Below are 24,221 nucleotides of genomic sequence, written 5' to 3'. Positions count from 1 at the left end.
GCCGCGGCAGGATCCCGGATCGCTTCGCTCGCAACTCCTCCCGCAAGGAGCCGCTTTCATGAACCCGCAACGCCAACCGGCTGCCCGGGGTGTCCGCAGGGGCTACGCCGTGGCCGGCGTGGTCCTCGCCGTCATGTGGCTGGGGGAGACCAACGAGCCGGCCTGGGCCCACGCCGTGCGTGCCACCGTGCTCCTGCTGCTCATCCCGCCCCTGCTCCTACGGACCAACCGCCGCCTCACCACCGCGTTTTACGAGTCCGCGCACCCCCGCGGGGCGCTCGCCCGACTGATCACCGCCCGGATCCTCATCGTCTCGGCAGCCGTCGTCGTCAGTGCCCTCCTCGGTCACCTGATGGACCCGGGCGCCGCCCATGACATCAGAGCGCTCGGTATCCGCGTGCTGTGCGTCCTTCTGACGATCCCGCTGCAGATCCGCGCCGCACACCGTGCACGCGCCGGGGGTGCGCACCCCTCGGCCCGTCCCACCTTGTCGGCACCCCGGGTGATCTGCGCCAAGCTGGGCCTCATCGCCGCCGCACTGCTGGCCCAGATGGTGATCGACCCTTATGTGGCCAACGCCCAGGTGCTCACCGCCGTTGCCGTCGCCGTCGCCGTGACCGTCCTGGGCCCCAGAGTCCACGCCAAGCTGCTGATCACCCCCACCCCCGGGACCACCGGGCAACGGAGTCCGGCGAGGGCGACCATCTGAACGCGCAAGACGTCGGACCAGCGGCGACACCACGGCACCACCGACGGCGATACCGGGCGCGGGCGCCCGGGCGACGGGAACCGGCCCCGCGCACCTCCCGCGCCACGACCCGGCGCCTCAGGGAAGCCGCTTCTTCAACAGGGCCTTGATGGCGTACACATCGCTGTCGTTGGACGGCCCGCCGCGGGTGTCCTTGTAGCTGGTGTTGGCGGAGAAGTAACGCGGTGGTGGTGCCGTCCCCAGTAGCACTGCGGCCTGGCGTGCTGGGAGGTGTTCCCGCTGGAGGTGTGGCGCAGCCGGACGCTGTAGCAGTGCGAGACGGCGCGGAAGTCCTGGAGGGCGGCCACCCCGTCGTTTCCGGTCTTCGAGGCCGCCGTGTTCGGTCACGAACCCTTGTGCTCGTTTCTGTTCTACACAACACTCGCAATGCACAGAAACACGCACTACTGAACATGTTCGCGTCGTGGGCGACGATCGGTCGAGCCGAGGAGTGCAGAGATGTCGCAATTCAGTCGACGTAGATTCCTGAGCGCAGCCATGGTGGGAGCCGCGTCCGTGGGCGTCACCGTGGGCAGCAGCCGGACAACCCTCGCCCAGGCCGAGGGCCTGAGGGGACTGACCACCCGTGGAGACCAATTCCTGCTGGACGGCGAGCCGTTCCGGATTCTCTCGGGTGCTTTCCACTACTTCCGGACGCATCCCAAGGACTGGCGCGACCGGTTGACCCGGATGCGGGCCATGGGCCTGAACACGGTGGAGACCTATGTCGCCTGGAACTTCCACCAACCGGACGAGGGGAAAGCCGACTTCACCGGGTGGCGCGACGTCGCCGCCTTCGTGCGGACCGCGGACGAGGTCGGGCTGAAGGTGATCGTGCGACCGGGACCGTACATCTGCGCGGAATGGGATTTCGGCGGCCTGCCCGCCTGGCTCCTCAAGGACAAGGACGCGCCGCTACGCCGTTCCGACCCCGCGTTCGAGCGAGTGGTGGACGCCTGGTTCGCCGAACTCCTGCCCCGGCTCGTCGATCTGCAGGCCACGCGCGGCGGGCCCATCATCGCCCTGCAGGTCGAGAACGAGTACGGCAGCTACGGCGACGACCATGCGTACCTGGCACATCTGCGGGACACCATGCGGGCACAGGGCGTGGACAGCCTGCTGTTCTGCTCCAACGGGGCCACCCAGGAAATGCTGAAGGCCGGCAGCCTTCCCGATCTCCTGTCCACCGTCAACTTCGCCGGGGACCCCACCGGACCCTTCGCCGAGCTGCGCACATTCCAGCCGGACAAGCCCCTGTTCTGCACGGAGTTCTGGGACGGCTGGTTCGACCACTGGGGAGAACCGCACCACACCACCGACCCGGCGCAGACCGCCGCCGACGTGGAGAAGATCCTCGAAGCGGGAGCGTCGGTCAACTTCTATATGGCGGTGGGCGGAACGAACTTCGGCTGGTCCGCGGGTGCCAATCTGAGCGGCAGCGCCTACCAGCCCACCGTCACCAGCTACGACTACGACTCCCCGATCAGCGAATCCGGCGAACTCACCGAGAAATTCCACAAGGTGCGCGAGGTGCTGGCCAAATACACCACCGTGTCGAGCACGCCCCTGCCGGCCACGCCGCGCCGCATGCCGGCACAGAGGATAGCCGTCAGCGAGTCGGTGCCGTTGATGGACGCGCTCGACGCACTGAGCACTCCGGTGCGGCATAGCGCTCCCGTCCATATGGAGGCGCTCGGGCAGCCGTACGGGCTGATCCACTACCGCACTCGCGTGCGGGGGCCGCAGGGGACCAAGGGCCTGACGGTCACGGGCCTGGGCGACCGTGCGCTGGTGTTCGGCGACGGCAAGCGCATCGGCACCTTCGACCGTAACCAGCCTGACCACACCGTCGAGTTCACCGTGGACGGCGCGTCCAGCACCCTCGACCTCCTGGTCGATCCCACCGGGCGGGTCAACTTCGGCCAGGGACTCAATGACCCCAAGGGGATCAGCGGCAAGGTTCTCCTCGACGACGAGGAACTGAGCGACTGGGAGATCCGCCGGCTGCCTCTCGACAACCTCTCGGCTCTGACGTTCGGCAGCGGAGACACGCCGACCGGCCCCGCGTTCCACCGGGCCCGGCTCCATGTCGACACCCCCGCGGACGGCTTCCTCGCCTTTCCTGGCTGGGACAAGGGCATGGTCTGGCTCAATGGATTCGCGCTCGGCCGGTACTGGTCCCTCGGGCCGCAGATCACCCTGTACGCGCCAAGCCATCTGTGGCGGAAGGGGCGTAACGAGCTCGTCGTGCTGGAGATGGAGCGGACGGGGGACGAGATCGAAGTACGGTCTGCGCCCGATGTGGGACAGGGAGCGCCGTGAAAGTGGATCTTTACCGGCGGTGAGCCAGCCTTGTCGGGCGTGGTGATCCGACGAACAGTCAGTGGGCCCGGCCGCCGGGCCGTCGGCGCGGGACCGCGGTATCCGGGTCAGCAGCCCGCGGCTTCCTTGCGGCGCAGTTCCGACCACGCCTGGGCGCCGAGGTCGGGGCGCAGCAGCACATCCGCGGCGGTGCAGGCCAGCGCCTCGGCGGAGGCCAGCATCGCCCTCCTGCCCGCGGGACCGCCCGCCGCTTCGGCGAACCGGGGGGTGTGGTCGGACTCGTCCGGGCCCAGGATGGCGACGAACGGGTGGTTCGCGGTGCGGTCTGGGCGCACGGTGGTGCGCGGCCACCGTGACCGCGGCGCCGGCGGCGTGGAGGGCCCGGGAGAGGGACCGTCGGAAATTTTTCAACACGCCACCAATCCGGGGGCGTTGCGGCTCCGAATAACGAGCGGCACCTCGCCGAGGTGTCGCTCTCGAACCCGGACGACGTGCGGCCCTCTTCCCCCGTGGAGGCCGCCGGAAAAGGATCGAACGTGATAGCCAAGCGCACCAGCCGCCTCGCCGTACTCGTCGCTCTGCCCGCCGCCCTGGCCCTCACCGCGGGCGCCTCGTCCCAGGCCGTCGCCGAGGGCACCGGAGCCTTCCAGATCAATCTGGCGCAGCTGAACAACTCCGGTTCCAAGGGCACGGCGATGCTCAGCCTCCAGGGCAACCGGCTGACGGTGAAGATCGAGTCCGAGGGGCTCGTACCCGGACAGCCCTCCGCCCAGCACCTCCACGGCTCCACCGATGGTCATGACTTCCACTGCCCGGATGCGAGCGACGACACGAACGGCGACGGCGTCCTCGACAACACCGAAGCCACGGTCGACTACGGCAACATCAACATCTCCCTCACCACCAAGGGACCGACGGACATGATGAGCGGCCTCGCCGTCGACCGCATGCCCGTGGCAAACGCGCAGGGCAAGCTCTCCTACCAGCGCACGCTCACCGTCTCCCAGGCCGTGGTCGACCACATCAAGGACCTGCACATCGTGCAGCACGGCATCGACCGCAACAACAACAAGAAGTACGACTTCGACGGTGCGGGCAAGAGCGAACTCGACCCCAAGCTCCCCCAGGAGGCCACCGCACCGACCAACTGCGGTGAGGTCAAAGGCGCCGCGGTGGGGTCCATACCCGTCGGCGGGGTCGAGACCGGAACCGGGCCCTCCGCGGAGAAAGGGGTTCCGGTGGCGGTGATGGGCGCCGGAGGTGTCGCCTTCGTGGCGGTGACCGGCGTACTGGCCGTCGTGCGACGGCGGAAGACCGTGTTCGCCGCCGGGGCCGGGAACAACGGGGGCGTGGCGTGAGGCGCCGGAGCGAGGACAACGTGAGCACCGTACGCCGCCGGGGCCACCGCGTCCTCGGCTGTGCGATCGGCGCCGCCATGGCGGCCGTGCTCGTCGCCGGGTGCGGCGGGCAGGAAACGGCGCCGCCCCGGTCGCTCCCCGCGACGCAGCCGCCGACCCAGGGCGGGGACTCGTCCCAAGACGAGCAGACGGGCGGCGGATCCGGGAGCCAGGCCGCGGCCGGTATGCCGAAGTCGGTTCCGGAGCGGATCTCCATCCCGTCGATCCGGGTCTCCTCCACGCTGGAGACGCTGGGACAGCACAAGAACGGGTCCATGGAGACGCCCCGCGACCCCGACAAGGCGGGCTGGTACCGGCCGGGCCCCACCCCCGGCTCCCAGGGACCGGCCGTGATCGCCGGCCATGTCTCCTGGAACGGCAAGCCGTCGGTGTTCGAGAAGCTGTCGACGATGAAGGCCGGTGACACCATCGAGGTCGCCCGGCAGGACGGGAAGACGGCGAAGTTCACCGTCGACCGCGTCGCCCAGTACCCGAAGAACAAGTTCCCCACGGTCGAGGTGTACAAGAACGTCGACCACGCCGGCCTCCGCCTGATCACCTGCGGCGGCCAGTACGACGAGGGCCAGCACTACTTCCCCGACAACGTGGTGGTGTTCGCCAGCCTCACGGGCAGTGCGTAAGCCGAACCCCTGAGAACCGGCCGGCGGCTCGGCGCCCCGCACGGGCGTCCGGGCCGCTCGTCGCACCCCGGGCCGGCGTCGTGGCGGCAGGGGAGCAGCACGAAGGACACGGCCGGGAGTCCGGTGACGACGGTGGGGTGATTCGCCGCGCCGGGCAGGGAACGGGCGGCACCTGACGGCGGCGGCGAGACGGCAAAGGCGGGCCGGCACCTCCTGGGGGCGCGCCCGTAGTCCCTGGTCCGGTGGCCCCCGGGCCCGCCGGACCGCCCGCTCCCGTCAACCGCCATACTGCGTGCGATCTTTCTGCTCACCCCGAAGGGAACCCCGCGACGTGTCCTCCACCCCCTCCCTCTCCCGCACGCGCACCCGCGTCGTCATCGTCGGGGCCGGGCCCGCCGGGCTCACCGTGGCGAATGTGCTGCGCGCGGCCGGCGTCGACTGTGTGCTGCTGGAAGCGGAGAGCAGGGAGTTCATCGAGCAGCGGCCGCGCGCCGGGTTCATGGAGGAGGGGGCCGTGCATGCGCTGGCCCGGCACGGGCTGGCCGACCGACTGCTCGAACGCGCCGACACCCAGGGGGAGTTCGAGTTCCGGTTCGACGGCGAGCGGCACACCGTACGGACGGCGGAGCTGTCGGGCCGACGCCACTACGTCTATCCGCAGCCGCTGTTGGTCACCGACCTCGTGGCGTCGTATGCGGACCGGGCGGGCGGCGAAGTGCGCTTCGGCGTACGCGACGTGCAGCTCCATGACATCGAAGGGAACCGGCCGGCGGTCTCGTACACCGACCCGGCGACCGGCGCCCGGCACCGCATCGAGTGCGACTTCGTCGCGGGCTGCGACGGTGCGCGCGGGGTGAGCCGGGAGGCCATACCCGCCGGCCGGGCGCTCCTCACCCGCCATGACCACGGCGTCGCCTGGCTCGCCCTCCTCGCCGAGGCGCCGCCGTCCGCCGACGGTGTGATCTTCGGCATCCACGAGCGCGGATTCGGTGCCCACATGGCCCGAAGCCCCCAGGTCACCCGCTACTACCTCCAGGTCCCGCCCGGCGAGGACGCCGAGAACTGGTCGCACACACGGGTGTGGGACGAGCTGCGCACCCGGCTCGCCGCCGCCGGCGCACCGCCGCTGACCGAAGGGCCGCTGATCGAGAAGGTGGTCCTGGACATGCACGATTACGTGGTGGAGCCGATGGCCTACGGCCGTGTCTACCTGGCCGGTGACTCGGCGCACCTGGTCGCGCCGATCGCCGCCAAGGGCATGAACCTCGCGATCCATGACGCGCTGCTGCTCGGCGAGGCACTGATCGCGCACTACCGGGGCGACGACAGCGGCCTCGAAGGGTATGGGCAGGCCTGTCTGCGGCGGGTCTGGCAGTACCTGGAGTTCTCGCAGTGGCTCTCCTACGTGCTGCACGGCGCCTCGTCCGGCGACCGGTTCCAGGCGGGCACCGCCTCCGCACGGCTGCGGCGGCTGCTGGGGTCCGAGTCGGCGGCGAAGGCATTCGCCGGTCTGTACCTCGGCGAGGAGGCCGATCTGTAGGGTCGTGACGGACGTATCCGGACCGCAGGCCTGTGGGGTGATTCACCACCCGTAGGAGGGTGGGCCCCGGTGGGCCCGGGTACGCGGCCTCGTGATCGCCGGGCGAGATACCGTTGTGAAGTGGTAGAAATTCGGCGAAAAGCATCGCTGAGACTCCGAGGAAGGGAGACGCCATGTCATCGAAGCGCCGTCGTAAGAAGAAGGCTCGTCGCAAGAACGGAGCCAACCACGGCAAGCGGCCCCAGTCCTGACTGAAGGACCGTGACCGGAGGACCCTCCCCGATGGGGTTTCTGTGGGCTCCTCGCCTCCGTTGCGGCGGACGCGAGGAGCCCACAGTGGTATGCGCACCATGGTGACGGCTCGGTCCCGGGCCTCGGCCCTGCGCCCGCCGGCTTGTCCCGCGGAGGCGTCGCCCCCGGATCGGGCCGAACGGGACGACGGCGCCCGGCTGTTGGCCGCGGGTGGCGAACGGCGCTGAGGAACGGCCGTACCGTTCACCGGTCTTGCCCACGATGTGGTGATCAGTCGGCCCTCGCCCCGGGCGGGCGACCGGTCGAACGCGGTGATGTCCAGCAGGACCCGTGCGGTTTCGGATGCCGGACGGCGCGGAGGCGGCCGGTCCGGTACGGCGAGCGGCGCCTGGATAAATTCTTGAGATTTCCGATGTGGTCTTCTTTGCGGCGATGGCGGTCATCGGCATCCTGGCCTCCCCGGGCACCCTTCGCCGGCTGGAGAATTACTCGGGGGAGGTTTCGAATATCGCCCTCCTGGTGATTTCCCTCGGATCCATGGCGATCGGGGTGCCGTTCACCCTGCAGTACGCCCGGGAACAAGTACCCCGCGAGTTCTGGAGCGATCCCAGATTTCTGCGGACCAATTACTACATCACGGGTGTCTGGGGTGCCGCTTTCGGGGTGGCGGCGATAGCGGGTGCCGGTGGCGACCTCGTGCTGCACCATTCCAATAATCTGTGGACGGGATGGATCATCCCCATCGCGGCCATCATCGTCGCGCTGCAGTTCACGCGGTGGTATCCGGAAGTCGTGCGTGCGCGTTCCCGGTACGGCTGGGCGTCGGGCTGATCGCGGTGGGAGTGCTGCTGGTCAAAACGTTGAACCGCCCCTCGGCGGCCGAGCCCGATGCGGGCGGCCGCGCATGACAACGGCACGAATGCCCCGGTCGACGACGGCCGGTACCGGGTGACCTAGACTCGATGGATGATCTTTATTGTCGTCAAGTTCCCCGTGAAGCCCGAGTACGCCGAAGAGTGGCCGCAGCACGTCGAATCCTTCACCAGCGCCACCCGCGCCGAGCCCGGAAACCTGTGGTTCGAATGGTCCCGCAGTATCGAGGACCCGAACACCTATGTCCTGGTCGAGGCATTCAAGGATGACGCTGCCGAAGCGCACGTCAATTCCGACCACTTCCGCGCCGGGATCGAGACGATGCGCCCGCTGCTGCGCCGCACCCCGGACATTGTCAGCACCGCCATCGAGGGTGCGGACGGCTGGAGCGCGATGGGCGAGATCACCATCGACTGAGGCTCGTCCGGATCACCTCGTTCAGGGCCTGTCCGGCGGACCGGAGCCGGGAACCGGAATACCGGCGAGGCGGGGCAGGCCTTGGACGGGGAATTCCCCGGGACCGCTACGGCTCCGTCACCAAGTGGCTGACAAACCAGTCCCGGGCGAGATCGGCGACCTGCTGCAGGGTGCCGCGTTCCTCGAAGAGATGGGTGGCACCGGGGACGATTTCCAGTCGGGTTTCCGTGCGCAGGGCCGCCTCGGCCTCCCGGTTGAGGTCGATGACCAGGGGATCGTTGCCGCCCACGATGAGCAGCGTCGGCGCCCGTACGCCGGGGAGCACCGCTCCGGCGAGATCGGGGCGGCCGCCGCGGGAGACCACGGCACCGATGTCCGCGTCCGGGGCGGCGGCGGCCCGTAGCGCGGCCGCGGCTCCGGTGCTGGCGCCGAAGTAGCCGATCGGGCCGGTGAAGCGGCCGCGCAGCCACCCGCTGGCGTCGGCGAGCCGCTCGGCGAGGGTTTCGATGTCGAAGACATTCGCCCGGTGGGCTTCCTCTGCCGGTGTGAGCAGGTCGAAGAGCAGGGTGCCCAGGCCCGCCTCGTTCAGCGCCGCGGCGACCAGGCGGTTGCGCGGGCTGTGCCGGCTGCTGCCCGAACCATGAGCGAACATCACCATCGCCCGGGCGCCCGCCGGCACCGCGAGGTCCCCGGTGAGCCGGACGCCGGCGGCGTCGATCGCCACCTCCTCCGCCACGTCCGTCTCCGCATCCGTTTCTCCGGTGGGCGGCCCGGGGTCGTCGGCGGCCTGTGCCAGCAGCGAGACGACCTCGTCGTCCGGGGTCTGGGAGAAGTCCCGGTACCACTCGCCGACGGCGGAAAAGGCGAACGGGGTGGAGAGGCAGACGAATTCATCGGTCGCACCGCGCAGCCGCTCGGCCGCGTCCGGTGGTGCCACGGGTACCGCGAGCACCACACGGTCCGCGCCCTGCGCGCGTACCACCTCGCACGCGGCGGCCGCGGTGGCGCCGGTGGCGATCCCGTCGTCCACGAGGATCGCCGTCCGGCCGGCGAGGTCGAGCCGTGGCCGCCCGGCGCGGAAGCGCTCCGCCTGCCGTGTGAGCTCCGCCGCCTCGGCATGCTCCACGGATGCCAGGTCCGCCGGTTCCAGCCGGCCGCGGCGGACGATGTCGTCGCTGATCACCCGTACGCCGCCTTCGCCGATGGCGCCGAAACCCAGCTCGCGCTGGTAGGGAACCCCCAGCTTGCGGACCACGATCACATCGAGCGGCGCCCGGAGCGCCCGGGCCACTTCAAAGGCCACCGGGACCCCGCCGCGCGGCAGGCCGAGCACGACGGGTTCTTCCCCCTGCAGGTGTCGCAGCGCTTCGGCGAGGCGGTGCCCCGCATCCGCGCGGTCAGTGAACAGCACGATGCACCCCCTAGCCAGGGGAGACGGTAGCTGCGTCCACACCTCACTTCGAAGTAACCCCATCCGTGCAGGCTTCGCAAGTCGGGCTGCGGCGGTGTCCGGCCGTCGGCCCGGCCGCGGCTGACGGTGGTTACCGTCGGCGTATGAAGGGAATCGCAGCGGTCCTGATCGATATCGACGGCGTGCTCACCGTGTCCTGGAAGGCGCTGCCCGGCGCGGTGGAGGCCATGGAACGGCTGCGCGCGGCGGGACTCCCGCTGGTGCTGGTCACCAACACCACCTCGCGGACCCGCGCAGGGGTCGCCGAGCGGCTGGCCGGGGAGGGTTTTCCGGTCGATGCCGACGACATTCTGACCGCGCCCGCCGTCACCGCCGCCTACCTGCGCGAACACCATCCGCACGCACGCTGCCGGCTGATCAACAGCGGTGACGTCGGCGAGGATCTGGCAGGTGTGGCGCTGGTGGGGGAGGAGGCGGACGACGAGGGCCGGGACGCGCCGGAGGTGATTGTTTTCGGCGGTGCGGGCGAGGCATTCAGCTACCCGGCTCTCAATACCGCCTTCCGGCAGCTGCAGCGCGGTGCCCGGCTGGTCGCCATGCACCGCAATCTGTACTGGCGTACGGCGGACGGGCTCGACCTGGACACCGGGGCGTATCTGCCGGGGCTGGAACGGGCCGCCGGCGTCGAGGCAACGGTCACCGGCAAGCCGGCGGAGGCGTTCTTCGCCACCGCCCTGGCACACCTCGGTGCCTCGGCCGCCGAAACGCTGATGGTGGGCGACGACATCGAGTCCGATGTGCTGGCGGCCCAGCGCTGCGGGATCACCGATGTGCTGGTCAAGACCGGCAAATATCTGCCGGAGACCCACCGGGCGGCCGACGGCACACCGGACCATGTGCTGGATTCCTTCGCCGAGCTGCCCGGTCTGCTCGGTCTGCCGTGACCGCGCGGGTATGGCGTGCCCGATGACGGTGCGAGGGCGGGGCGCCGGGCCGGTGGGCGGTGGGCCGGTGCGGCCCGGGGTCATCCCGTCGCGGTGTCCTCGGTGCGCCGGTAGTGGAGGAGGACGACACCATTGCCGAACGTCCGGGTCCCGGCGAGCCGGAGACCGGTCTTGGCGTCTGCCGCCCGGAAGAGGGGTTTGCCCCGGCCGATGAGGACCGGATGGACATAGAGGCGGTACTCGTCGATCAGATCGTGCGCCATGAAGGCGGCGGCGAGATCGGCGCCGCCGAGCGCCAGATCTCCGCCCGGCTGGGCCTTGAGCGCCATGATCTCCGCGGGGACGACCTCCCGTATGAGGGTGGTGTTCCCCTCGGCCCGCTCCAGGGTCCGGGAGAACACGATCTTGGGAGTATCCCGCCAGATCCCGGCAAACTCGGCCATGGGTCCGGTACTTGAGGGATCGGCGTCCGCGGTCGGCCAGGACCCCGCCATGAGTTCATGGGTGACCCGGCCGTTCATGAAGGCGCCCATCGTCCTGAGCTGGTCGTTGAAGTGCTGGTGCAGCTCGTCGTCGACCAGGTGCCAGTCGATCTGGCGGTCCGGCCCCTCGATGAAGCCGTCAAGGGACACCGACATCGACAAGACGATCTTTCTCATCACGGTCCTCGCTGACGTCCTCGGGGGCGGGTCCACCGACCGGTTGGCACCAGTGTGCCCGGGGCGCGGCGCGGTGGTGCCCGCAGTGCGCTGCGTACGGCGCGCCGGGAGAGCGCGCGCCGGTCACCTCGGGTCGCCGAGCAGCGCCGCGATCTCCGTGGCCGTCCAGTGCCCCTCGGCTCCCGGGCAGCCGGCGAGGTACTCGGCGGCCTGGAGGGCGCGCCATCCGTGGGAGGCGACGATGCCGGCCGCGATGTGCCGCAGATAGGCCGCCGAGGGCGGGTTCACGGCGATGTCCCGACGGCTCCACGGGGCGGTGAAGGTCAGCACCGGGTCACCGTCCAGCAGCCCGGCACACACCAGGGTTTCGTACCTGCCGGGACCGGTCCGGGCCCGGCCGCGGGTGAGGGCCTCCGTCAGGTCGAGATCCCCGCCGGGCTCCCGGTACATCTCCTGAGCGGCGATGTCGGAGAACTGGGAGAGCGTCAACAGATAGGCCTGGGCGGGCAGTTCGATGTTTCCGGGGTACCCGGCTGCGCCGTCGGCAGGTGTGCGGCCGGGGTTGGGGTCGTAGAAGGCTCTGCCGCCGGTCCACACCTGCGATTCGGTGGCGAAGTACAGCAGTCCGGGCAGCATGACCGGTGCCGTACGCGCGGGCGGGCTCGGGTCCCGGCAGCCGGGGTGGGTGCGCAGCCCACCGGGGGGCCGCCCGCCGGCCAGATAGCAGGTCAGCCGGTCGCGATGCATGTTGGAGCCGTATGCGGCGTACCAGAGGCGACGGACGGGGGTGCGGCGGCGGACGGCTTCGGGGGAGTGGTCGAGGGCTTCGAGGCGTTGGGGCCTGATCACGTCCTCACGCTACGCGGACAGGCCCGCCACGGCGCCGCCCGGCAGGGGCCGCGGCGTCCGGGTCGTGCGTCCGGAGTACCGGGTGGCGGCGCGGTGACGTGCAGAGGAACGGAGCGGGCGGCCGGTGTGAGGGTGGCCTGATCATTCCCCTACGTGTTTTGCCGCGAGCGGTCTGGAGAAGCGCACTGCACGGACAGGACCGGTCCGAAGGACGGCCGGCGCCCGGTCATCGGCCGGGCGCCGGGGGACGGAGGCAGTGTGGCGGACGAGGTGTCAGGGCGAGACGGCGCCGGGATACGCAGGGCAGGGGCGGCCGGCCGCCGCCCCGCAGCGCCCTCTCCATCGCCGGATGCGAGCCGGCGTCATCTGCTCGCGGCCACGGCAGCAGCGGGGCTGGGACTGCTCACGGCGTGCGGTGGGACATCCTCCCGTGCGGACTCCGCCCCCAAGGCGTCACCGCCCGGCGGCTCACCGCCCTCCCCCTCCGCCGGATCCGGCACCCCGAGCCCGTCCGGTTCCGCGGCAGCGTCCCCCTCGGCCCGCCCGACGAAGCGGCGCCGCCCCGAACTGCCCCGTGGCGGACGGGAGTTGTTCCCGCGCTACCGGCTGGTCGGGTTCTGCGGTCTGCCCGGGGCGGCGGCGCTCGGCCGGCTCGGGACCGGTGACCCGGAGAAGCGGGCCGCCGAGGCGGAGAGGGTGGCCCACTCGTACGCCGCGGGGCGCGAACCCCTGCCCGTACTCGAACTTCTGGCGTCGGTGGCCAATGCCGCGGCCGGCTCCGACGGCGCCTACCGCTCCCGGACGCCGTCGGCCACCATCCGCCGCTTCCACCACCTGGCACGCGACCGGCGCGCGCTGCTGCTCCTGAACATCCAGCCGGGCCGCGCATCGGTGCTCGACGAGGTCAAGGCGCTGCGCGACTGGCTCGTCCACCCCGATGTGGGGATCGCGCTCGACCCGGAATGGGAGATGAGTTCCGGCCAGGTGCCGGGCGACACCTACGGGCACACCGACGGCCATGAGCTGACCAAGGTGGCCCGCTATCTGTCCGGGCTGGTGGAGGCGCACGATCTGCCGCAGAAGCCGCTGGTCTTCCACCAGGTGGCCACATCCGTCGTGAGCGAGGAGTCCGCCCTGCGGCCGCAGCCGGGCGTGGCGCTCATCAAGAGCGCCGACGGCATCGGCTCGCCGGGCCTGAAGCGCGGTACCTGGGGGCGGCTGGTCAGCGATCTGCCCGACGGTCTCCACACCGGCTTCAAGCTGTTCTACGAGGAGGACGCGCAGGGCAGCCGCCTGATGAAGCCGAAGGAGGTGCTGGCCCTGCGGCCGCGGCCGGAGTACGTGATGTACGAGTGAACCGCTCGCCACGCCTCACGGCCTGACCGCGAGACCGCGCACGAAGGCAGCAGGCGACCGCTCGGCGAACCGGATGCCGAGCGGCGGGCGTTGCAGGGATATCGCTCTGCCGTAGAGGTGCGCAGGCCGTTGAACTGCCGTCAGTACGGGTGCTTGTTGGGCCGGTTCGTCCACGCCGCGTACGCATGGGCGCCGAGGTCCGGGTAGATCTGTTCGATCTTGATCCTGCGCTGGTCGAGCGGCTTGGTGAAGTCCTCGTACTGGAACGAGTCGTCGAAGCCGATCCGCGCGGTGTCGTCGAGGTCGCAGCTGTAGTACACCGCATCCATCCGCGACCAGTAGATGGCGCTCATGCACATCGGGCAGGGGGCGCCGCTGATGTAGATCGAGCAGCCCTGGAGCATGCGGGCGCGTTCCGGGAGCGGGTCCGGTGATCCTTCGGGGCGGGGGACGTACTCCAGGGTGCTCTCGTTCTGACGCTCCGTGGAGATGGACGGAGCCTCAGGGTTGAGTACCTGGATGGCCTTCCGGATCGTCTCCACTTCGGCGTGGGCGGTGGGATCGCCGGTCAGCAGCACGCGGTTCTGCCCGCGGGCGAGGATGTCCCCGTTGCGCGTGATGACCGCGCCGAAAGGGCCGCCCCAGCCGTTGTCCACGGATTCGGTGGCCAGCCGGACGGCTTCTGCGAGGAGTTCTTTCTGTTCCATTACGGAGTCTCCGATCGGCGTCGATTCCACTGCAGAACGGTGCGGCAAATGCCCCATTTGCCGCGTAAATCTCTTATGTACTAGGCTACTCAAGGTGAGTTCCCGTGCAAGCCGTGGTTCCGCGGCAGACAACGCCACCGTCGTGACCTCGCAGAAGGTGCGCGAAGGCCGGACCGACGAGTACCAGCGCTGGCAGGACAGAACGAATCAGGCCGCCCGTGAATTCGAGGGTTTTGTGGACGCCGAGGTGTATCCACCCGGCGCCGGCGACGAAAACGAATGGGTGGCCGTATTCCGCTTTTCCGGAATGGACCGTCTGACCGCCTGGCTGGATTCGAGCCGGCGGCAGGAGTTGCTCAACGAGGGGCGCGGACTCTTCGAAGGCCCTCCGACGCAGGAGGTGCTCCACGGCGGCAGCCCGGCGCAGCCGGCTCCTGACGTGGTCACGGCCGTCATCTCCCACGAGGTGAAGCCGGGATGCGAGCAGGCATTTCTGAACTGGCAGGAGAAGACGCTCAAGGCGCAGCAGAAGACGCCGGGCTTCATGGGGTCCGAGCTGTTCAAGCCGGTGGAGGGCGTGCAGGAGCACTGGGTCGTCGTCTTCCGGTTCGACTCCCGCGAGCACCTCGACCACTGGCTCACCTCCGATGTGCGCACGAAACTGCTGGAGGAGGGGAGCAAGTACTTCACCTCGTACGACGTGCGCAAGGTCGATTCGGCGTTCAGCGGCTGGTTCCAGTTCGACCACGGCAAGGGCGGCGGTGCTCCGCCCAACTGGAAACAGGCGATGTCCGTCGTCCTGGCGCTCTATCCGACGGTGATGGTGCTCAACCTGACCGTGGGAGTGGGGCTGGAGAAACTCACCATCCGCGAGTACATCGGCCTGTTCCTGTCCAATGTCCTGAGCGTCAGCGCGCTGACCTGGCTGCTGATGCCGATCGTGAACAGGGTGCTCGCCTTCTGGCTGGTGCCCTCCCGGGCCGCCGGCCGTCGGGCGCAGGTGCTGGGCACCGCGGTGGTGCTGCTCGGCTACCTGGTGTCCATCGTCGTCTTCGGCCTGATCACCCACCAGATCTGGTGAGGCAGCCATGACGCACCCGCGGGTACCGACCCCGGCGGAAGACATCCAGGGCACGCTGGTGAGGCGCGGCGAGGCCGGTTACGAGCGCGTCCGGTCCGCCATGGTGTGGAACGAGCGTCTGCCCCAGCGGTTCCCCGAGGTCATCGTGCGCGCCGCCGTGGAAGCGGACGTGGCACACGCCGTCAGCCATGCACGCGCCCAGGGCCTGCGGATCTCGATGTGCTCCGGCGGGCACAACTGGTCCGGCTCGCAACTCCGCGACCGGGCGCTGCTGCTCGATCTCTCCGCGCTCCGTGCGTGCCGCGTCGCGCCCGCGACCGGCGACGCCCCGGCGACGGCCACGGTGGAGCCCGCCGCCACCGGCCAGGAACTGGTCGCGGTCCTCACCCCGCAGGATCTGGCGTTCCCCGTGGGCCACTGCCCCACCGTGGCGGTCGGCGGATTCCTGCTCGGCGGCGGCCTGGGCTGGAACTCCCGCGCCTGGGGGGCGTCCTGCGCCGACGTCCGGGAGATCCGGGCCGTCACCGCCGACGGCCGGACGGTCACCTGCAGCGAAACCGAGAACCCCGACCTCTTCTGGGCCGCGCGCGGCGCGGGGCCGGGATTCTGCGCGGTCGTCACCCGCTTCCGCCTCGCCCTGCACCCCCACCCCGCCTCGATCATGACGACCTCCCTGACCTTCCCGCTGGCCGAGGTCGCCCGGGTGACGGAGTGGGCGGAGCGGACCGCGCGCGGGCTCCCGCCGTACGTCGAAACGGCCTTCGTCCTCGCGGCGTCCGGTCCGGCGGCCGCCACGCATGAGGCAGGGCCCCGGATCACCGTCGCCGCGACCGCGTTCGCCGCGACACAAGGCGAGGCCCTGCAGGCGCTGGAGCCGTTCGCCGACTGCCCCTTCGGCGAACTCGCCGTCGCCCGGCAGCCGGCCGTGCCGACCTCCTTCGCCGCCCTGCACGAGGGCGCGGCGGCCGTCTGGCCCCCGGCACACCGCTATGCGGCGGACACCCTGTGGTCGCCGGAGAGCCATGCCACCCAGCTGACCCGTATTGCCGATGCGGTGGCCCATGCCCCCTCCGGGAAGTCCCTGGTGCTCTCGCCCGTGCAGCCGGTCTCCGAGCACCCCGCTCTGCTGCGGAACATGGCCTTCTCCCCGCTCGGCGCGTCCTACCTCGTCTGCTACGCGATCTGGGAGGACCCGGCCGAGGACGAGACCCATGCGCGCTGGCTGCGTGCGGCCATGGGGGCCGCGGACCCGCACGGCGACGGCTTCCACTTCATCGCCGAAGCGGACCTGGAAGCCGACGCCGCACGGGCCCGGCGCTCATACGCCCCCGCCACCTGGGACCGCCTGCAGGAAATCAAGGCGCAGTGGGACCCGGACAACCTCTTCCACTCGTATCTCGCCCCCTGACCACACACGGCCGGGACGACCCGGCCGCGGACCGGCACGGTGCCACACCGGCCCGCGGCCTGCGCGGCCGGGGAAGCGGGGACGGCGCAGCGGGGGCACCATGGCCCTATGCTGCTGGCCGATCTCGCACGGGTGTCGGGGGACGTCGCCGCGACGTCGGCGCGTTCGCGGAAGATCGCGCTGCTGGCCGGGCTGTTCCGGGCGGCCGCGCCGGAGGACGTCCCGGTGGTCATCCCGTGTCTGGCCGGGCGGCTGCCCCAGGGGCGGATCGGGATCGGCTGGAGCGTGCTGCGCGAGCCGGTTCCGGCGGCGGAGCGCGCCGCACTGACCGTACGTGACGTGGATACGGCGCTGACCGGCCTGGCACGTGTCTCGGGGGCCGGGGCCCAGGGGGAGCGGCGCAGGCTGGTCCGGGAGCTGCTGGCCGCCGCGACGCAGGAGGAACAGCGGTTCCTGGTCGGCCTGCTCACCGGCGAGGTGCGGCAGGGTGCGCTGGACGCCATCGCGGTCGAAGGGCTCGCCGCCGCGACAGAGGTGCCCTCCGCGGACGTCCGCCGGGCCGTGATGCTGGCGGGCTCCCTGCAGGACGTCGCACGGGCGCTGCTGGCCGAGGGGGCGGCAGCGCTCGCGGAGTTCCGGCTCACCGTCGGCCGGCCCGTCGGGCCGATGCTGGCGCACAGTGCCAAGTCGGTGGCCGAGGCGATGGACAAGCTCGGCGCCTGCGCGGTGGAGGAGAAGCTCGACGGCATCCGCGTACAGGTGCACCGCGACGGGCCGGACGTACGGATCCACACCCGCACCCTGGACGAGGTCACCGACCGGCTCCCCGAGGTCACCGCCGTCGCCCGGGAGCTTCCCGCCGACCGTTTCATCCTCGACGGCGAGGTGATCGCCCTGGACGGCGAGGGCCGCCCGGTGCCGTTCCAGCGGGTGGCGGGACGGTTCGGCTCACGGGTGGACGTCTCCGCGGCGCAGGCCGCGCTGCCGCTGTCCCCGGTGTTCTTCGACGTCCTGTCGGTCGACGGGCGCGATCTGCTGGAACTGCCCGGAGAGCAGCGGCACGCCGAGCTCGCCCGGCTGGTGCCCGAACCTCTGCGGGTACGCCGCCAGGTGGTCGCGGACCCGTCCGACCCCGCGGCCCGCGCGGCCGCCGAGGACTTCTGGTCCCGGACCCTGCGCCGGGGCCACGAGGGCGTCGTGGTCAAGGCGTTGGACGCCCCCTACAGCGCGGGCCGCCGGGGTGCCGCCTGGCTGAAGGTGAAGCCCGTGCACACCCTGGACCTGGTGGTGCTCGCGGCGGAGTGGGGCCACGGCCGGCGCACCGGGAAGCTGTCCAACCTCCACCTCGGGGCGCGCGGACCGGACGGCGGATTCGTCATGCTGGGCAAGACCTTCAAGGGGCTCACCGACGCCACCCTCGACTGGCAGACCGAGCGGCTGCAGGAACTCGCGGTGGCGGACAACGGCCATGTCGTGACGGTCCGTCCGGAACTCGTCGTCGAGATCGCCTACGACGGGCTGCAGACGTCCTCGCGCTACCCGGCGGGCGTGACCCTGCGGTTCGCGCGGGTGGTGCGCTACCGGGAGGACAAGACGGCGGCCGAGGCGGACACCGTGGAGACGGTGACCGGCGCGCACGACGGCGGGGAAGGATAGCTGTCATGGCCGGAAAGCGCAGCGCGGGGCTGCTCCTGTACCGGGGCGCGGGGGACGGTACCGAGGTGCTCCTGGGGCACATGGGCGGTCCGTTGTGGGAACGGCGGGACGCCGGGGCGTGGTCGGTGCCCAAGGGCGAGTACGTACCGCCGGAGGAGGCACAGGACGCGGCCCGGCGGGAGTTCGAGGAGGAGCTGGGGGTGCCGCCCCCCGAGGGGCCCTACGTCTCCCTGGGCGAGGCCCGTCAGCCGAGCGGCAAGGTGGTGACGGTGTGGGCCGTCGAGAGCGACCTCGACCCGGAGCGGATCGTGCCCGGCACCTTCGAGATGGAATGGCCGCGCGGATCCGGGGTGACCGGCACCTTCCCCGAGATCGACCGGGTCGCCTGGCTCACCCCGCACGAGGCGCACGAGCGGCTGGTGGCGGGCCAGCGGGTGTTCCTGGAGCGGCTGGCGCAGCGGCTCGCGAACCAGGCCTGAGCACGGGCGCCCCGCACTCCCCGCCTGCACACCCGCGCACGCCAAAGGCCACAAGTCGCCCTGGACACCTCCGTTGACGCCGGGCAGGCTTACGGCGGGGCCGTACGACAGGCCCCGAACGGGGGGCCCTGGCGACAGGGTCATGAGCATGCCGCGGGGGCCGCATGTTGCGTATTCACTTCGAAGACCGGGATGTCGCGCGCGTACAGATCGCCGCCGAGCCCGATCCGCTGTGGGAAACGGTGCTCGCCATGCACCATCTGGCGCCGCCGGGACGTGGCGTGCCGGTGTACGGGGCCTGGCGTGCCCGTGCGCGCCGTGAGCTGGGCGAGCGGGGGCTGACCCGTGCCGCACGGCTGATCAGCATCCTGGCCCCGGCCGACGCCCGCTACTTTCCGGACTTCCTCACCCCCGATGCGGCCCGCGACGGGCTGGCCGCGGCGCTGGAGGGGCTCCGGGACACCCCACGGGTGCGGCTGACCACGGAATCCGCCCGGGCAGCGCTGCCGGTCCGGCTCCCGCGCTGGACCGGGGCGCTGGCCGCGGGAAGCCGGCAGCCGCTCGACGAGCTGGCGGCCGCGTTCCAGGAGGTGCACCGCGCGGTGATCGCCCCCGACTGGACGGGGGCGAGCGCCACCGTCGACGGAGACCGGGGCGGTCGTACCCGCATGCTCTGCCGCGGCGGCGTCGACGCCATGCTCAACACCTTCCGGCCCGCGATCCGCTGGGAGCCGCCGGTCCTGCACGTCGACTACCCCCTGGACCGCGATCTGCGCCTGGGCGGACGCGGACTGCGGCTGATCCCCTCCCACTTCTGCTGGCGCAGACCCATCGCCCTCGCCGACCCCGGCCTCCCACCGGTCCTGGTCTATCCCGTCCAGCACTCCACCAACTGGGCGCCGGCCGCCACCCGCAGCTGCCATCCGCAGGCGCTGTCCGCACTCCTCGGCCGCACCAGAGCCCGAATCCTCACCGCCCTCGACGCCCCGGCCACCACCGGTGAACTCGCCCGCCGCTTACGGGTCTCCGCCCCCTCGGCCAGCGAGCATGTGAGCGCTCTGCGCGAGGCCAACCTGGCCCGCAGCCGGCGCGACGGCGGCTCGGTCATCCACGCTCTCACCCCGCTCGGCACGGCGCTCCTGCACGGTGAACTCGCCCCCGTCAGCCGGCCGCGGTGAGCGGCCCGGTGGTCGCCGGGCACCGGCTCAGGGCCGTACCTGAATCTTCCTCCCCTCGCCCGCCCGGAAGCGGTCCAGCGCCTCGGCATAGCGGTCCAGCGGGAGCCGGTCGCTGATGAAGATCTCCGGGTCCAGGGCGCCGGCCGCGAAGAGTTCCGCGGCGCGTTCATAGCTGTGCAGCACGGCCATCGAGCCGGTGATGGTGATCTCCTGGTTGTAGATGCGGTACGGCTCGATGGTGGCGCGGGCGGCGTAGTCGGCGACGCCGAACTGGAGGAAGGTGCCGCCCTTGCCCACCCGCCCCAGGGCGTCCTGGATGGCGTGTTCGTTGCCGGTGGCGTCGATGACCACGTCCCAGCCGCGCGGGCGGTCCAGCTCGTCGGCGGAACCGGTCGCGTTGCTGCAGCCCAGGGTGCGGGCGGTGGCCAGCCGCGCGGGGTTGATGTCGACGACGTCGACCCCGGCAGCGCCGGTGCGCTTGGCGAGTTCGAGCATCATCAGGCCCATCGTGCCCGAGCCGTAGATGAGGACCTGGGTGCCCAGCTGCTGGGAGCGCAGGATGTCGTAGCCGCGTACGGCGCAGGAGAGCGGCTCGATGAGGGCCGCGTCCTCGGTACGGATGTGATCGGGCAGCTTGACGCAGTTCGCGACGGGGGCGACGGCGAACTCGGCGGCGCCGCCCGCCGTGGTCACCCCGATGGCGGCCCACCGCTCGCAGAGGTTGTTGCGGCCGATGCGGCAGTAGTGGCACTCGTGGCAGTAGAGGGAGGGGTCGACGGCCACCCGGTCGCCCTCGGCGAGTTCGGTGACCGCGCTGCCGGTCGCCACGACGGTTCCGGCGAACTCATGGCCCGGCACGACGGGCAGCGTGGGGGCGAACTCGCCCTGGAGGATGTGCAGATCGGTGCCGCACAGCCCACAGGCGGCGACGGAGACCACGACCTCGCGGGGGCCGGGCGTCGGGTCCTCGACGGTGGCGACCTCGACCTTGCCGGGGGCGCTGATCACTGCGGCTTTCATTTCACGGCTCCAAGCGACAGGCCCTGGACCAGTTTGTCCTGGGCGGCGAACCCGGCGATGAGCACCGGGAGGGAGATGACGGTGGCGGCGGCGCACACCTTGGCCAGGAACAGGCCCTGGCTGGTCACGAGTCCGGTCAGGAACACCGGCGAGGTACCGGCCACGACGCCGGTCAGGACCCGGGCGAACAGCAGCTCGTTCCAGCTGAAGATGAAGGAGATCAGGGCCGTTGCCGCGATCCCCGGCATCGCGACCGGTGCGACGATCCGGGTCAGGGTGGTGGTCAGTCCCGCCCCGTCGATCGAGGCGGCCTCCAGCATCTCCACGGGTACCTCGGCGAGGAACGAGCGCATCATCCACACCGCGATCGGCAGATTCATCGAGGTGTAGAGGATGACCAGCAGCCAGATGCTGTCGAGCATCCCGGCGTTCTGTGCGACGAGATAGACCGGCAGCAGACCTGCCACCAGCGGCAGCATCTTGGTGGAGAGGAAGAAGAAGAGGACGTCGCTCCATTTGCGTACCGGCTTGATGGCCAGGGCGTAGGCGGCGGGCACCGCCAGCAGCAGCACCAGCAGGGTGGAGACGACGGAGGCGGTCAGCGAGTTGATCAGCGGCGGCCAGGGGCTGACACCGCCGCCCGTCGCCCCGAAGAACTCGCGGTAGCCGTGCAGGCTGAGTCCGGCGCCGACGCTCGGCGGGTTGGTCGCCGCGTCCGTCTCACTGTGGAAGGACGTCAGCACCATCCAGGCGACGGGCAGGAAGAAGGCGATCCCGCACAGCCAGGCCGCCAGGCCCAGCAGACTGCCGGTACGCCGCCGGCGCCGGGCGGCCGGGGCCCCGGCGCGGCGCAGGACCAAGGATGAACCGGTCATGCCGTGACCTCCTCGCGCAGCAGGGACGACACGGTGCGCAGTGCAAAGGTCGCCACCAGCAGCGAACACAGCACCACGACCACGCCCTGCGCGGATGCCCGTCCGTAGTCATGGGACTGGTAGACGGTTTGGTAGATGGTGTACGGAAGGTTGGCGGTGCCGAGGCCGCCGGACGTGATGGTGAACACCGCGTCGAAGTTCTGCACGACGTACACCGTGCCCAGCAGCGCGGCCAGTTCGAGGTAGCGGCGCAGATGCGGCAGGGTGAGATAGCGGAAGATGTCGAAGGCGGAGGCGCCGTCCATCCGGGCCGCCTCGACGGCGTCCGTCGCCCGGCTCTGCAGCCCGGCCAGCAGGATCAGCATCATGAACGGGGTCCACTGCCAGATCAGCGACATCTCCACCGCGGCCAGCGGCGAGTCGGTCATCCAGTCCGGCTGCGGCGGGTGCTCGCTGCCGAACAGCCCCCATATCCAGGTCAGCGAGCCGTTGAGCAGCCCGTACGAGGCGTTGTACAGCGCATGCTTCCACAGCAGCGCGGAGGCGACCGGCACGATGAGGAACGGCGTGATGAGCAGGGTGCGGACGATGCCGCGCCCGCGGAAGCCACGGTCGAGCAGCAGCGCCAGGCCGAGCCCGAGCAACAGGCTCACCAGCACCACGGTCACGGTCAGCAGCACCGTCGTGCCCACCGAGGCCCGCATCGCCGGGTCGGTGAAGACGGCGCGGTAGTTGTCGAGGGCGGCGAAGCCGCGGTTGTCCGGGGCCAGTGCGTTCCAGCGGGTGAAGGAGATCACCACCGTGGCCAGGAACGGGAGTTGGGTGACGGCGACGAGGAAGACCAGCGCGGGGAGCAGCGGCGCGCGGCGGGCCCAGTTCTTGGCCCGTTCGGTGCGGCGGGCGCGGGCGCGGGCGTCCGGGCGGCCGGTGCGGAGCACGCGGGCCGCGTCGGCCTCGGGGGCCGGTTCAGTGGTGCGTGTAGCCATCGGACACCTCCTGCGCCAGTCGCCCGCTCTTCTTCAGGGCCTCGGACACGCTCTGCTTGCCGGCGATGGCCGAACTGATCTCGTTCGAGGCCTTGGTGCCCAGGTCGGCGAACTCGGGGATGCCGACGAACTGGATTCCGGGGGCCGGGCGTTGCTGGACGCCGGGGTCGCCGGGCCGGGCCGAGCTGATCGCCCGCTCGGTCGGGCCGGCGAACGCCGCGGCCGCCTTGGCGTACTGCGGGTCGCGGTAGAGGGAGGCCCGCTTGCCGCCCGGCACCCTCGACCAGCCCAGTTCGCGGCCCACCAGCCGCTCGTAGCCCTTGCCGGAGGCCCAGCGGATGAACCGCCAGGCGTCGTCCTGGTGCGTACTCGCCTTCTGCACGCCCCATGCCCAGGTGAACAGCCAGCCCGCGTCACGGGTCCGCTCCACCGGCGCCGGCGCATAGCCGACCTTGCCCGCGACCTTGGAGTCGCCGCTCTCCAGCGAACCGGCGCCGGCCGTCGCGTCGTACCACATGGCGACCTTGCCCTGCTGCATGTCGTTGAGGCACTCGGTGTAGCCGGCCTGCGGGGCACCCGCCTGTCCGTGCTTGCGCACCAGATCGACATAGAACCGGGTCGCCTTGGTGAACGCGGGGCTGTCGACCTGCTGCTGCCAGTCCTTGGTGAACCAGGTGCCGCCGAAGGTGTTGACGACGGTGGTCAGCGGGGCCGCCAGCTGGCCCCAGCCGGGCTGGCCGCGCAGACAGATGCCCTTCAGGCCCTTCCGGGAGCCGTCCAACTTGGCTGCGAGCGCGGCGACTTGGTGCCAGGTGGGCCGTGCGGGCATGGTCAGCCCGGCGGCCTTGAGGAGGTCCTTGCGGTACATCAGGAAGGATGACTCGCCGTAGAAGGGCTCCGCGTAGACCTTGCCGTCGGTGGCGGTGAGGGAGGAGCGGACCGGTTTGAGGATGTCGCCCTGGTCGAACGTGCGGTCCTTCGCGGCCCGTTCACCGAGCGGTGAGAGCCAGCCGTTGCGGGCGTAGATGGGGGTCTCGTAGTTGCTGACACTGGCCACGTCGTACTGCCCGGCCTGGCTGGAGAAGTCCTGGCTCATCTTGTCGCGCAGATCGTCCTCCGGCAGCACGGTGAAGTTGACCTTGATGCCGGTCTCCTTGGTGAAGTGCTCGGCGGTGAGCCGCTGCAGATCCACCATCTGCGGGTTGTTGACCATCAGGACGTTGAGGGTGTGACGGCTGTCGTTGCCCGCGTCGCCGGCCCCGCGGTAGCAGCCTGCGGTGGACAGTGCCAGGGCCACGGCGAGGGCGGTCAGCCCTATGGGGCGGCCGCCGCGGCCTGGTCCGGGGGATCGTGCTCTCACGGCTCGTTACCTTTCTGAGGGGACAGGGGATGTCCGGCGGATGCCGCACAAGGGGCGATTCC

Annotated in this window: 25 protein-coding genes; 15 read left to right on the top strand and 10 right to left on the bottom strand. The window is 70.9% G+C overall.

Annotated features, from left to right (window positions below):
• Nucleotides 1–58: 58 nt before the first annotated feature.
• A complete protein-coding gene (locus tag ACWGI6_RS11270; protein WP_453267250.1) occupies nucleotides 59–709 on the top strand; it encodes a hypothetical protein in 651 nt (216 codons plus the stop codon).
• Nucleotides 710–826: 117 nt separating this feature from the next.
• Here ACWGI6_RS11270 and ACWGI6_RS11265 read toward each other — a convergent pair whose 3' ends face one another.
• Nucleotides 827–958, bottom strand: coding sequence for a hypothetical protein (locus tag ACWGI6_RS11265; RefSeq protein WP_453267249.1), 132 nt, complete (start codon nucleotides 956–958; stop codon nucleotides 827–829).
• Between the two features lie 306 nt (nucleotides 959–1,264).
• Here ACWGI6_RS11265 and ACWGI6_RS11260 point away from each other — a divergent pair, with 306 nt between their 5' ends.
• Nucleotides 1,265–3,070 carry a glycoside hydrolase family 35 protein gene (locus ACWGI6_RS11260; RefSeq protein ID WP_453267248.1) on the top strand — a complete coding sequence of 602 codons (1,806 nt, stop codon included), beginning with the start codon at nucleotides 1,265–1,267 and terminating at the stop codon, nucleotides 3,068–3,070.
• A 107-nt stretch (nucleotides 3,071–3,177) separates the two neighbouring features.
• On the opposite strand, the gene ACWGI6_RS11255 is transcribed toward ACWGI6_RS11260, so the two are convergent.
• Nucleotides 3,178–3,405 carry a hypothetical protein gene (locus ACWGI6_RS11255; RefSeq protein WP_453267247.1) on the bottom strand — a complete coding sequence of 76 codons (228 nt, stop codon included), beginning with the start codon at nucleotides 3,403–3,405 and terminating at the stop codon, nucleotides 3,178–3,180.
• A 201-nt stretch (nucleotides 3,406–3,606) separates the two neighbouring features.
• On the opposite strand from ACWGI6_RS11255, the gene ACWGI6_RS11250 reads away from it, so the two are divergent.
• The 6 genes from ACWGI6_RS11250 (at nucleotide 3,607) to ACWGI6_RS11225 (ending at nucleotide 8,190) form a co-directional block, all read left to right on the top strand.
• Complete coding sequence (locus tag ACWGI6_RS11250) at nucleotides 3,607–4,428, top strand: hypothetical protein (RefSeq protein WP_453267246.1); 822 nt, start codon at nucleotides 3,607–3,609, stop codon at nucleotides 4,426–4,428.
• Between the two features lie 20 nt (nucleotides 4,429–4,448).
• Entirely contained in the window at nucleotides 4,449–5,108 is a 660-nt protein-coding gene (locus tag ACWGI6_RS11245) for a class F sortase (protein WP_453267245.1), read from the top strand.
• Nucleotides 5,109–5,439: 331 nt separating this feature from the next.
• Nucleotides 5,440–6,648, top strand: coding sequence for a 4-hydroxybenzoate 3-monooxygenase (locus ACWGI6_RS11240; RefSeq protein WP_453267244.1), 1,209 nt, complete (start codon nucleotides 5,440–5,442; stop codon nucleotides 6,646–6,648).
• 173 nt (nucleotides 6,649–6,821) lie between these two features.
• Nucleotides 6,822–6,899 carry a 50S ribosomal protein bL37 gene (locus ACWGI6_RS11235; RefSeq protein ID WP_370454205.1) on the top strand — a complete coding sequence of 26 codons (78 nt, stop codon included), beginning with the start codon at nucleotides 6,822–6,824 and terminating at the stop codon, nucleotides 6,897–6,899.
• 415 nt (nucleotides 6,900–7,314) lie between these two features.
• On the top strand, nucleotides 7,315–7,731 hold the full coding sequence (locus ACWGI6_RS11230) for a hypothetical protein (RefSeq protein WP_453267243.1): 417 nt from the start codon (nucleotides 7,315–7,317) through the stop codon (nucleotides 7,729–7,731).
• A 135-nt stretch (nucleotides 7,732–7,866) separates the two neighbouring features.
• A complete protein-coding gene (locus ACWGI6_RS11225; RefSeq protein WP_393907938.1) occupies nucleotides 7,867–8,190 on the top strand; it encodes a putative quinol monooxygenase in 324 nt (107 codons plus the stop codon).
• 106 nt (nucleotides 8,191–8,296) lie between these two features.
• Here ACWGI6_RS11225 and ACWGI6_RS11220 read toward each other — a convergent pair whose 3' ends face one another.
• Nucleotides 8,297–9,601 (bottom strand): phosphoribosyltransferase family protein, encoded by a 1,305-nt coding sequence (locus ACWGI6_RS11220; RefSeq protein ID WP_453267242.1) that lies wholly within the window; start codon nucleotides 9,599–9,601, stop codon nucleotides 8,297–8,299.
• A gap of 143 nt (nucleotides 9,602–9,744) precedes the next feature.
• On the opposite strand from ACWGI6_RS11220, the gene ACWGI6_RS11215 reads away from it, so the two are divergent.
• Nucleotides 9,745–10,545: a TIGR01458 family HAD-type hydrolase gene (locus ACWGI6_RS11215; RefSeq protein ID WP_453267241.1), complete on the top strand. Its 801-nt coding sequence runs from the start codon at nucleotides 9,745–9,747 to the stop codon at nucleotides 10,543–10,545.
• Between the two features lie 80 nt (nucleotides 10,546–10,625).
• On the opposite strand, the gene ACWGI6_RS11210 is transcribed toward ACWGI6_RS11215, so the two are convergent.
• The gene (locus ACWGI6_RS11210) at nucleotides 10,626–11,204 is read right to left on the bottom strand and encodes a dihydrofolate reductase family protein (RefSeq protein ID WP_453267240.1); all 579 of its coding nucleotides are present in this window, start codon (nucleotides 11,202–11,204) and stop codon (nucleotides 10,626–10,628) included.
• A gap of 123 nt (nucleotides 11,205–11,327) precedes the next feature.
• Entirely contained in the window at nucleotides 11,328–12,053 is a 726-nt protein-coding gene (locus ACWGI6_RS11205) for a histone deacetylase (RefSeq protein ID WP_453267239.1), read from the bottom strand.
• A 588-nt stretch (nucleotides 12,054–12,641) separates the two neighbouring features.
• Between ACWGI6_RS11205 and ACWGI6_RS11200 the strand changes: the two genes are divergently transcribed.
• Nucleotides 12,642–13,409 carry a hypothetical protein gene (locus tag ACWGI6_RS11200; protein WP_453267238.1) on the top strand — a complete coding sequence of 256 codons (768 nt, stop codon included), beginning with the start codon at nucleotides 12,642–12,644 and terminating at the stop codon, nucleotides 13,407–13,409.
• A 140-nt stretch (nucleotides 13,410–13,549) separates the two neighbouring features.
• Here the strand turns inward: ACWGI6_RS11200 and ACWGI6_RS11195 are convergent, their stop codons facing one another.
• The gene (locus ACWGI6_RS11195) at nucleotides 13,550–14,116 is read right to left on the bottom strand and encodes a nucleoside deaminase (RefSeq protein ID WP_453267237.1); all 567 of its coding nucleotides are present in this window, start codon (nucleotides 14,114–14,116) and stop codon (nucleotides 13,550–13,552) included.
• Between the two features lie 94 nt (nucleotides 14,117–14,210).
• On the opposite strand from ACWGI6_RS11195, the gene ACWGI6_RS11190 reads away from it, so the two are divergent.
• The 5 genes from ACWGI6_RS11190 to ACWGI6_RS11170 all read left to right on the top strand — a co-directional run bounded on the left by ACWGI6_RS11190 (nucleotide 14,211) and on the right by ACWGI6_RS11170 (nucleotide 19,918).
• Nucleotides 14,211–15,197 carry an antibiotic biosynthesis monooxygenase gene (locus ACWGI6_RS11190; protein WP_453267236.1) on the top strand — a complete coding sequence of 329 codons (987 nt, stop codon included), beginning with the start codon at nucleotides 14,211–14,213 and terminating at the stop codon, nucleotides 15,195–15,197.
• 7 nt (nucleotides 15,198–15,204) lie between these two features.
• Nucleotides 15,205–16,605 (top strand): FAD-binding oxidoreductase, encoded by a 1,401-nt coding sequence (locus ACWGI6_RS11185; protein ID WP_453267235.1) that lies wholly within the window; start codon nucleotides 15,205–15,207, stop codon nucleotides 16,603–16,605.
• Nucleotides 16,606–16,713: 108 nt separating this feature from the next.
• On the top strand, nucleotides 16,714–18,261 hold the full coding sequence (locus ACWGI6_RS11180) for an ATP-dependent DNA ligase (RefSeq protein ID WP_453267234.1): 1,548 nt from the start codon (nucleotides 16,714–16,716) through the stop codon (nucleotides 18,259–18,261).
• A 5-nt stretch (nucleotides 18,262–18,266) separates the two neighbouring features.
• The gene (locus tag ACWGI6_RS11175; RefSeq protein ID WP_453267233.1) at nucleotides 18,267–18,740 is read left to right on the top strand and encodes an NUDIX domain-containing protein; all 474 of its coding nucleotides are present in this window, start codon (nucleotides 18,267–18,269) and stop codon (nucleotides 18,738–18,740) included.
• Nucleotides 18,741–18,904: 164 nt separating this feature from the next.
• The gene (locus tag ACWGI6_RS11170; RefSeq protein ID WP_453267232.1) at nucleotides 18,905–19,918 is read left to right on the top strand and encodes a winged helix-turn-helix domain-containing protein; all 1,014 of its coding nucleotides are present in this window, start codon (nucleotides 18,905–18,907) and stop codon (nucleotides 19,916–19,918) included.
• Nucleotides 19,919–19,945: 27 nt separating this feature from the next.
• On the opposite strand, the gene ACWGI6_RS11165 is transcribed toward ACWGI6_RS11170, so the two are convergent.
• Genes ACWGI6_RS11165 through ACWGI6_RS11150 form a run of 4 tightly spaced genes read right to left on the bottom strand, consistent with a single transcriptional unit; the run spans nucleotide 19,946 to nucleotide 24,159 of the window.
• Nucleotides 19,946–20,938 carry a zinc-dependent alcohol dehydrogenase family protein gene (locus ACWGI6_RS11165; protein ID WP_453267231.1) on the bottom strand — a complete coding sequence of 331 codons (993 nt, stop codon included), beginning with the start codon at nucleotides 20,936–20,938 and terminating at the stop codon, nucleotides 19,946–19,948.
• Nucleotides 20,935–21,813: a carbohydrate ABC transporter permease gene (locus tag ACWGI6_RS11160; protein ID WP_453267230.1), complete on the bottom strand. Its 879-nt coding sequence runs from the start codon at nucleotides 21,811–21,813 to the stop codon at nucleotides 20,935–20,937. Before ACWGI6_RS11160 ends, ACWGI6_RS11165 begins: the two co-directional genes overlap by 4 nt.
• Nucleotides 21,810–22,799: a carbohydrate ABC transporter permease gene (locus ACWGI6_RS11155; protein WP_453267229.1), complete on the bottom strand. Its 990-nt coding sequence runs from the start codon at nucleotides 22,797–22,799 to the stop codon at nucleotides 21,810–21,812. The genes ACWGI6_RS11160 and ACWGI6_RS11155 overlap by 4 nt, the downstream gene beginning before the upstream one ends.
• Nucleotides 22,780–24,159: an ABC transporter substrate-binding protein gene (locus ACWGI6_RS11150; protein WP_453267228.1), complete on the bottom strand. Its 1,380-nt coding sequence runs from the start codon at nucleotides 24,157–24,159 to the stop codon at nucleotides 22,780–22,782. Before ACWGI6_RS11150 ends, ACWGI6_RS11155 begins: the two co-directional genes overlap by 20 nt.
• Nucleotides 24,160–24,221: the final 62 nt, after the last annotated feature.

Source organism: Streptomyces sp. NPDC054786 (assembly GCF_053611685.1).
Note: the sequence above shows the minus strand (reverse complement) of the source record. Positions and strands in the feature narration are given on the sequence as shown.

Coding starts and splice junctions, on each gene's coding strand:
- ACWGI6_RS11170 (WP_453267232.1), top strand. CDS start 18,905: ATGTTGCGTATTCACTTCGAAGACCGGGATGTCGCGCGCGTACAGATC.
- ACWGI6_RS11225 (WP_393907938.1), top strand. CDS start 7,867: ATGATCTTTATTGTCGTCAAGTTCCCCGTGAAGCCCGAGTACGCCGAA.
- ACWGI6_RS11165 (WP_453267231.1), bottom strand. CDS start 20,938: ATGAAAGCCGCAGTGATCAGCGCCCCCGGCAAGGTCGAGGTCGCCACC.
- ACWGI6_RS11185 (WP_453267235.1), top strand. CDS start 15,205: ATGACGCACCCGCGGGTACCGACCCCGGCGGAAGACATCCAGGGCACG.
- ACWGI6_RS11175 (WP_453267233.1), top strand. CDS start 18,267: ATGGCCGGAAAGCGCAGCGCGGGGCTGCTCCTGTACCGGGGCGCGGGG.
- ACWGI6_RS11180 (WP_453267234.1), top strand. CDS start 16,714: ATGCTGCTGGCCGATCTCGCACGGGTGTCGGGGGACGTCGCCGCGACG.
- ACWGI6_RS11235 (WP_370454205.1), top strand. CDS start 6,822: ATGTCATCGAAGCGCCGTCGTAAGAAGAAGGCTCGTCGCAAGAACGGA.
- ACWGI6_RS11160 (WP_453267230.1), bottom strand. CDS start 21,813: ATGACCGGTTCATCCTTGGTCCTGCGCCGCGCCGGGGCCCCGGCCGCC.
- ACWGI6_RS11270 (WP_453267250.1), top strand. CDS start 59: ATGAACCCGCAACGCCAACCGGCTGCCCGGGGTGTCCGCAGGGGCTAC.
- ACWGI6_RS11195 (WP_453267237.1), bottom strand. CDS start 14,116: ATGGAACAGAAAGAACTCCTCGCAGAAGCCGTCCGGCTGGCCACCGAA.
- ACWGI6_RS11210 (WP_453267240.1), bottom strand. CDS start 11,204: ATGAGAAAGATCGTCTTGTCGATGTCGGTGTCCCTTGACGGCTTCATC.
- ACWGI6_RS11155 (WP_453267229.1), bottom strand. CDS start 22,799: ATGGCTACACGCACCACTGAACCGGCCCCCGAGGCCGACGCGGCCCGC.
- ACWGI6_RS11215 (WP_453267241.1), top strand. CDS start 9,745: ATGAAGGGAATCGCAGCGGTCCTGATCGATATCGACGGCGTGCTCACC.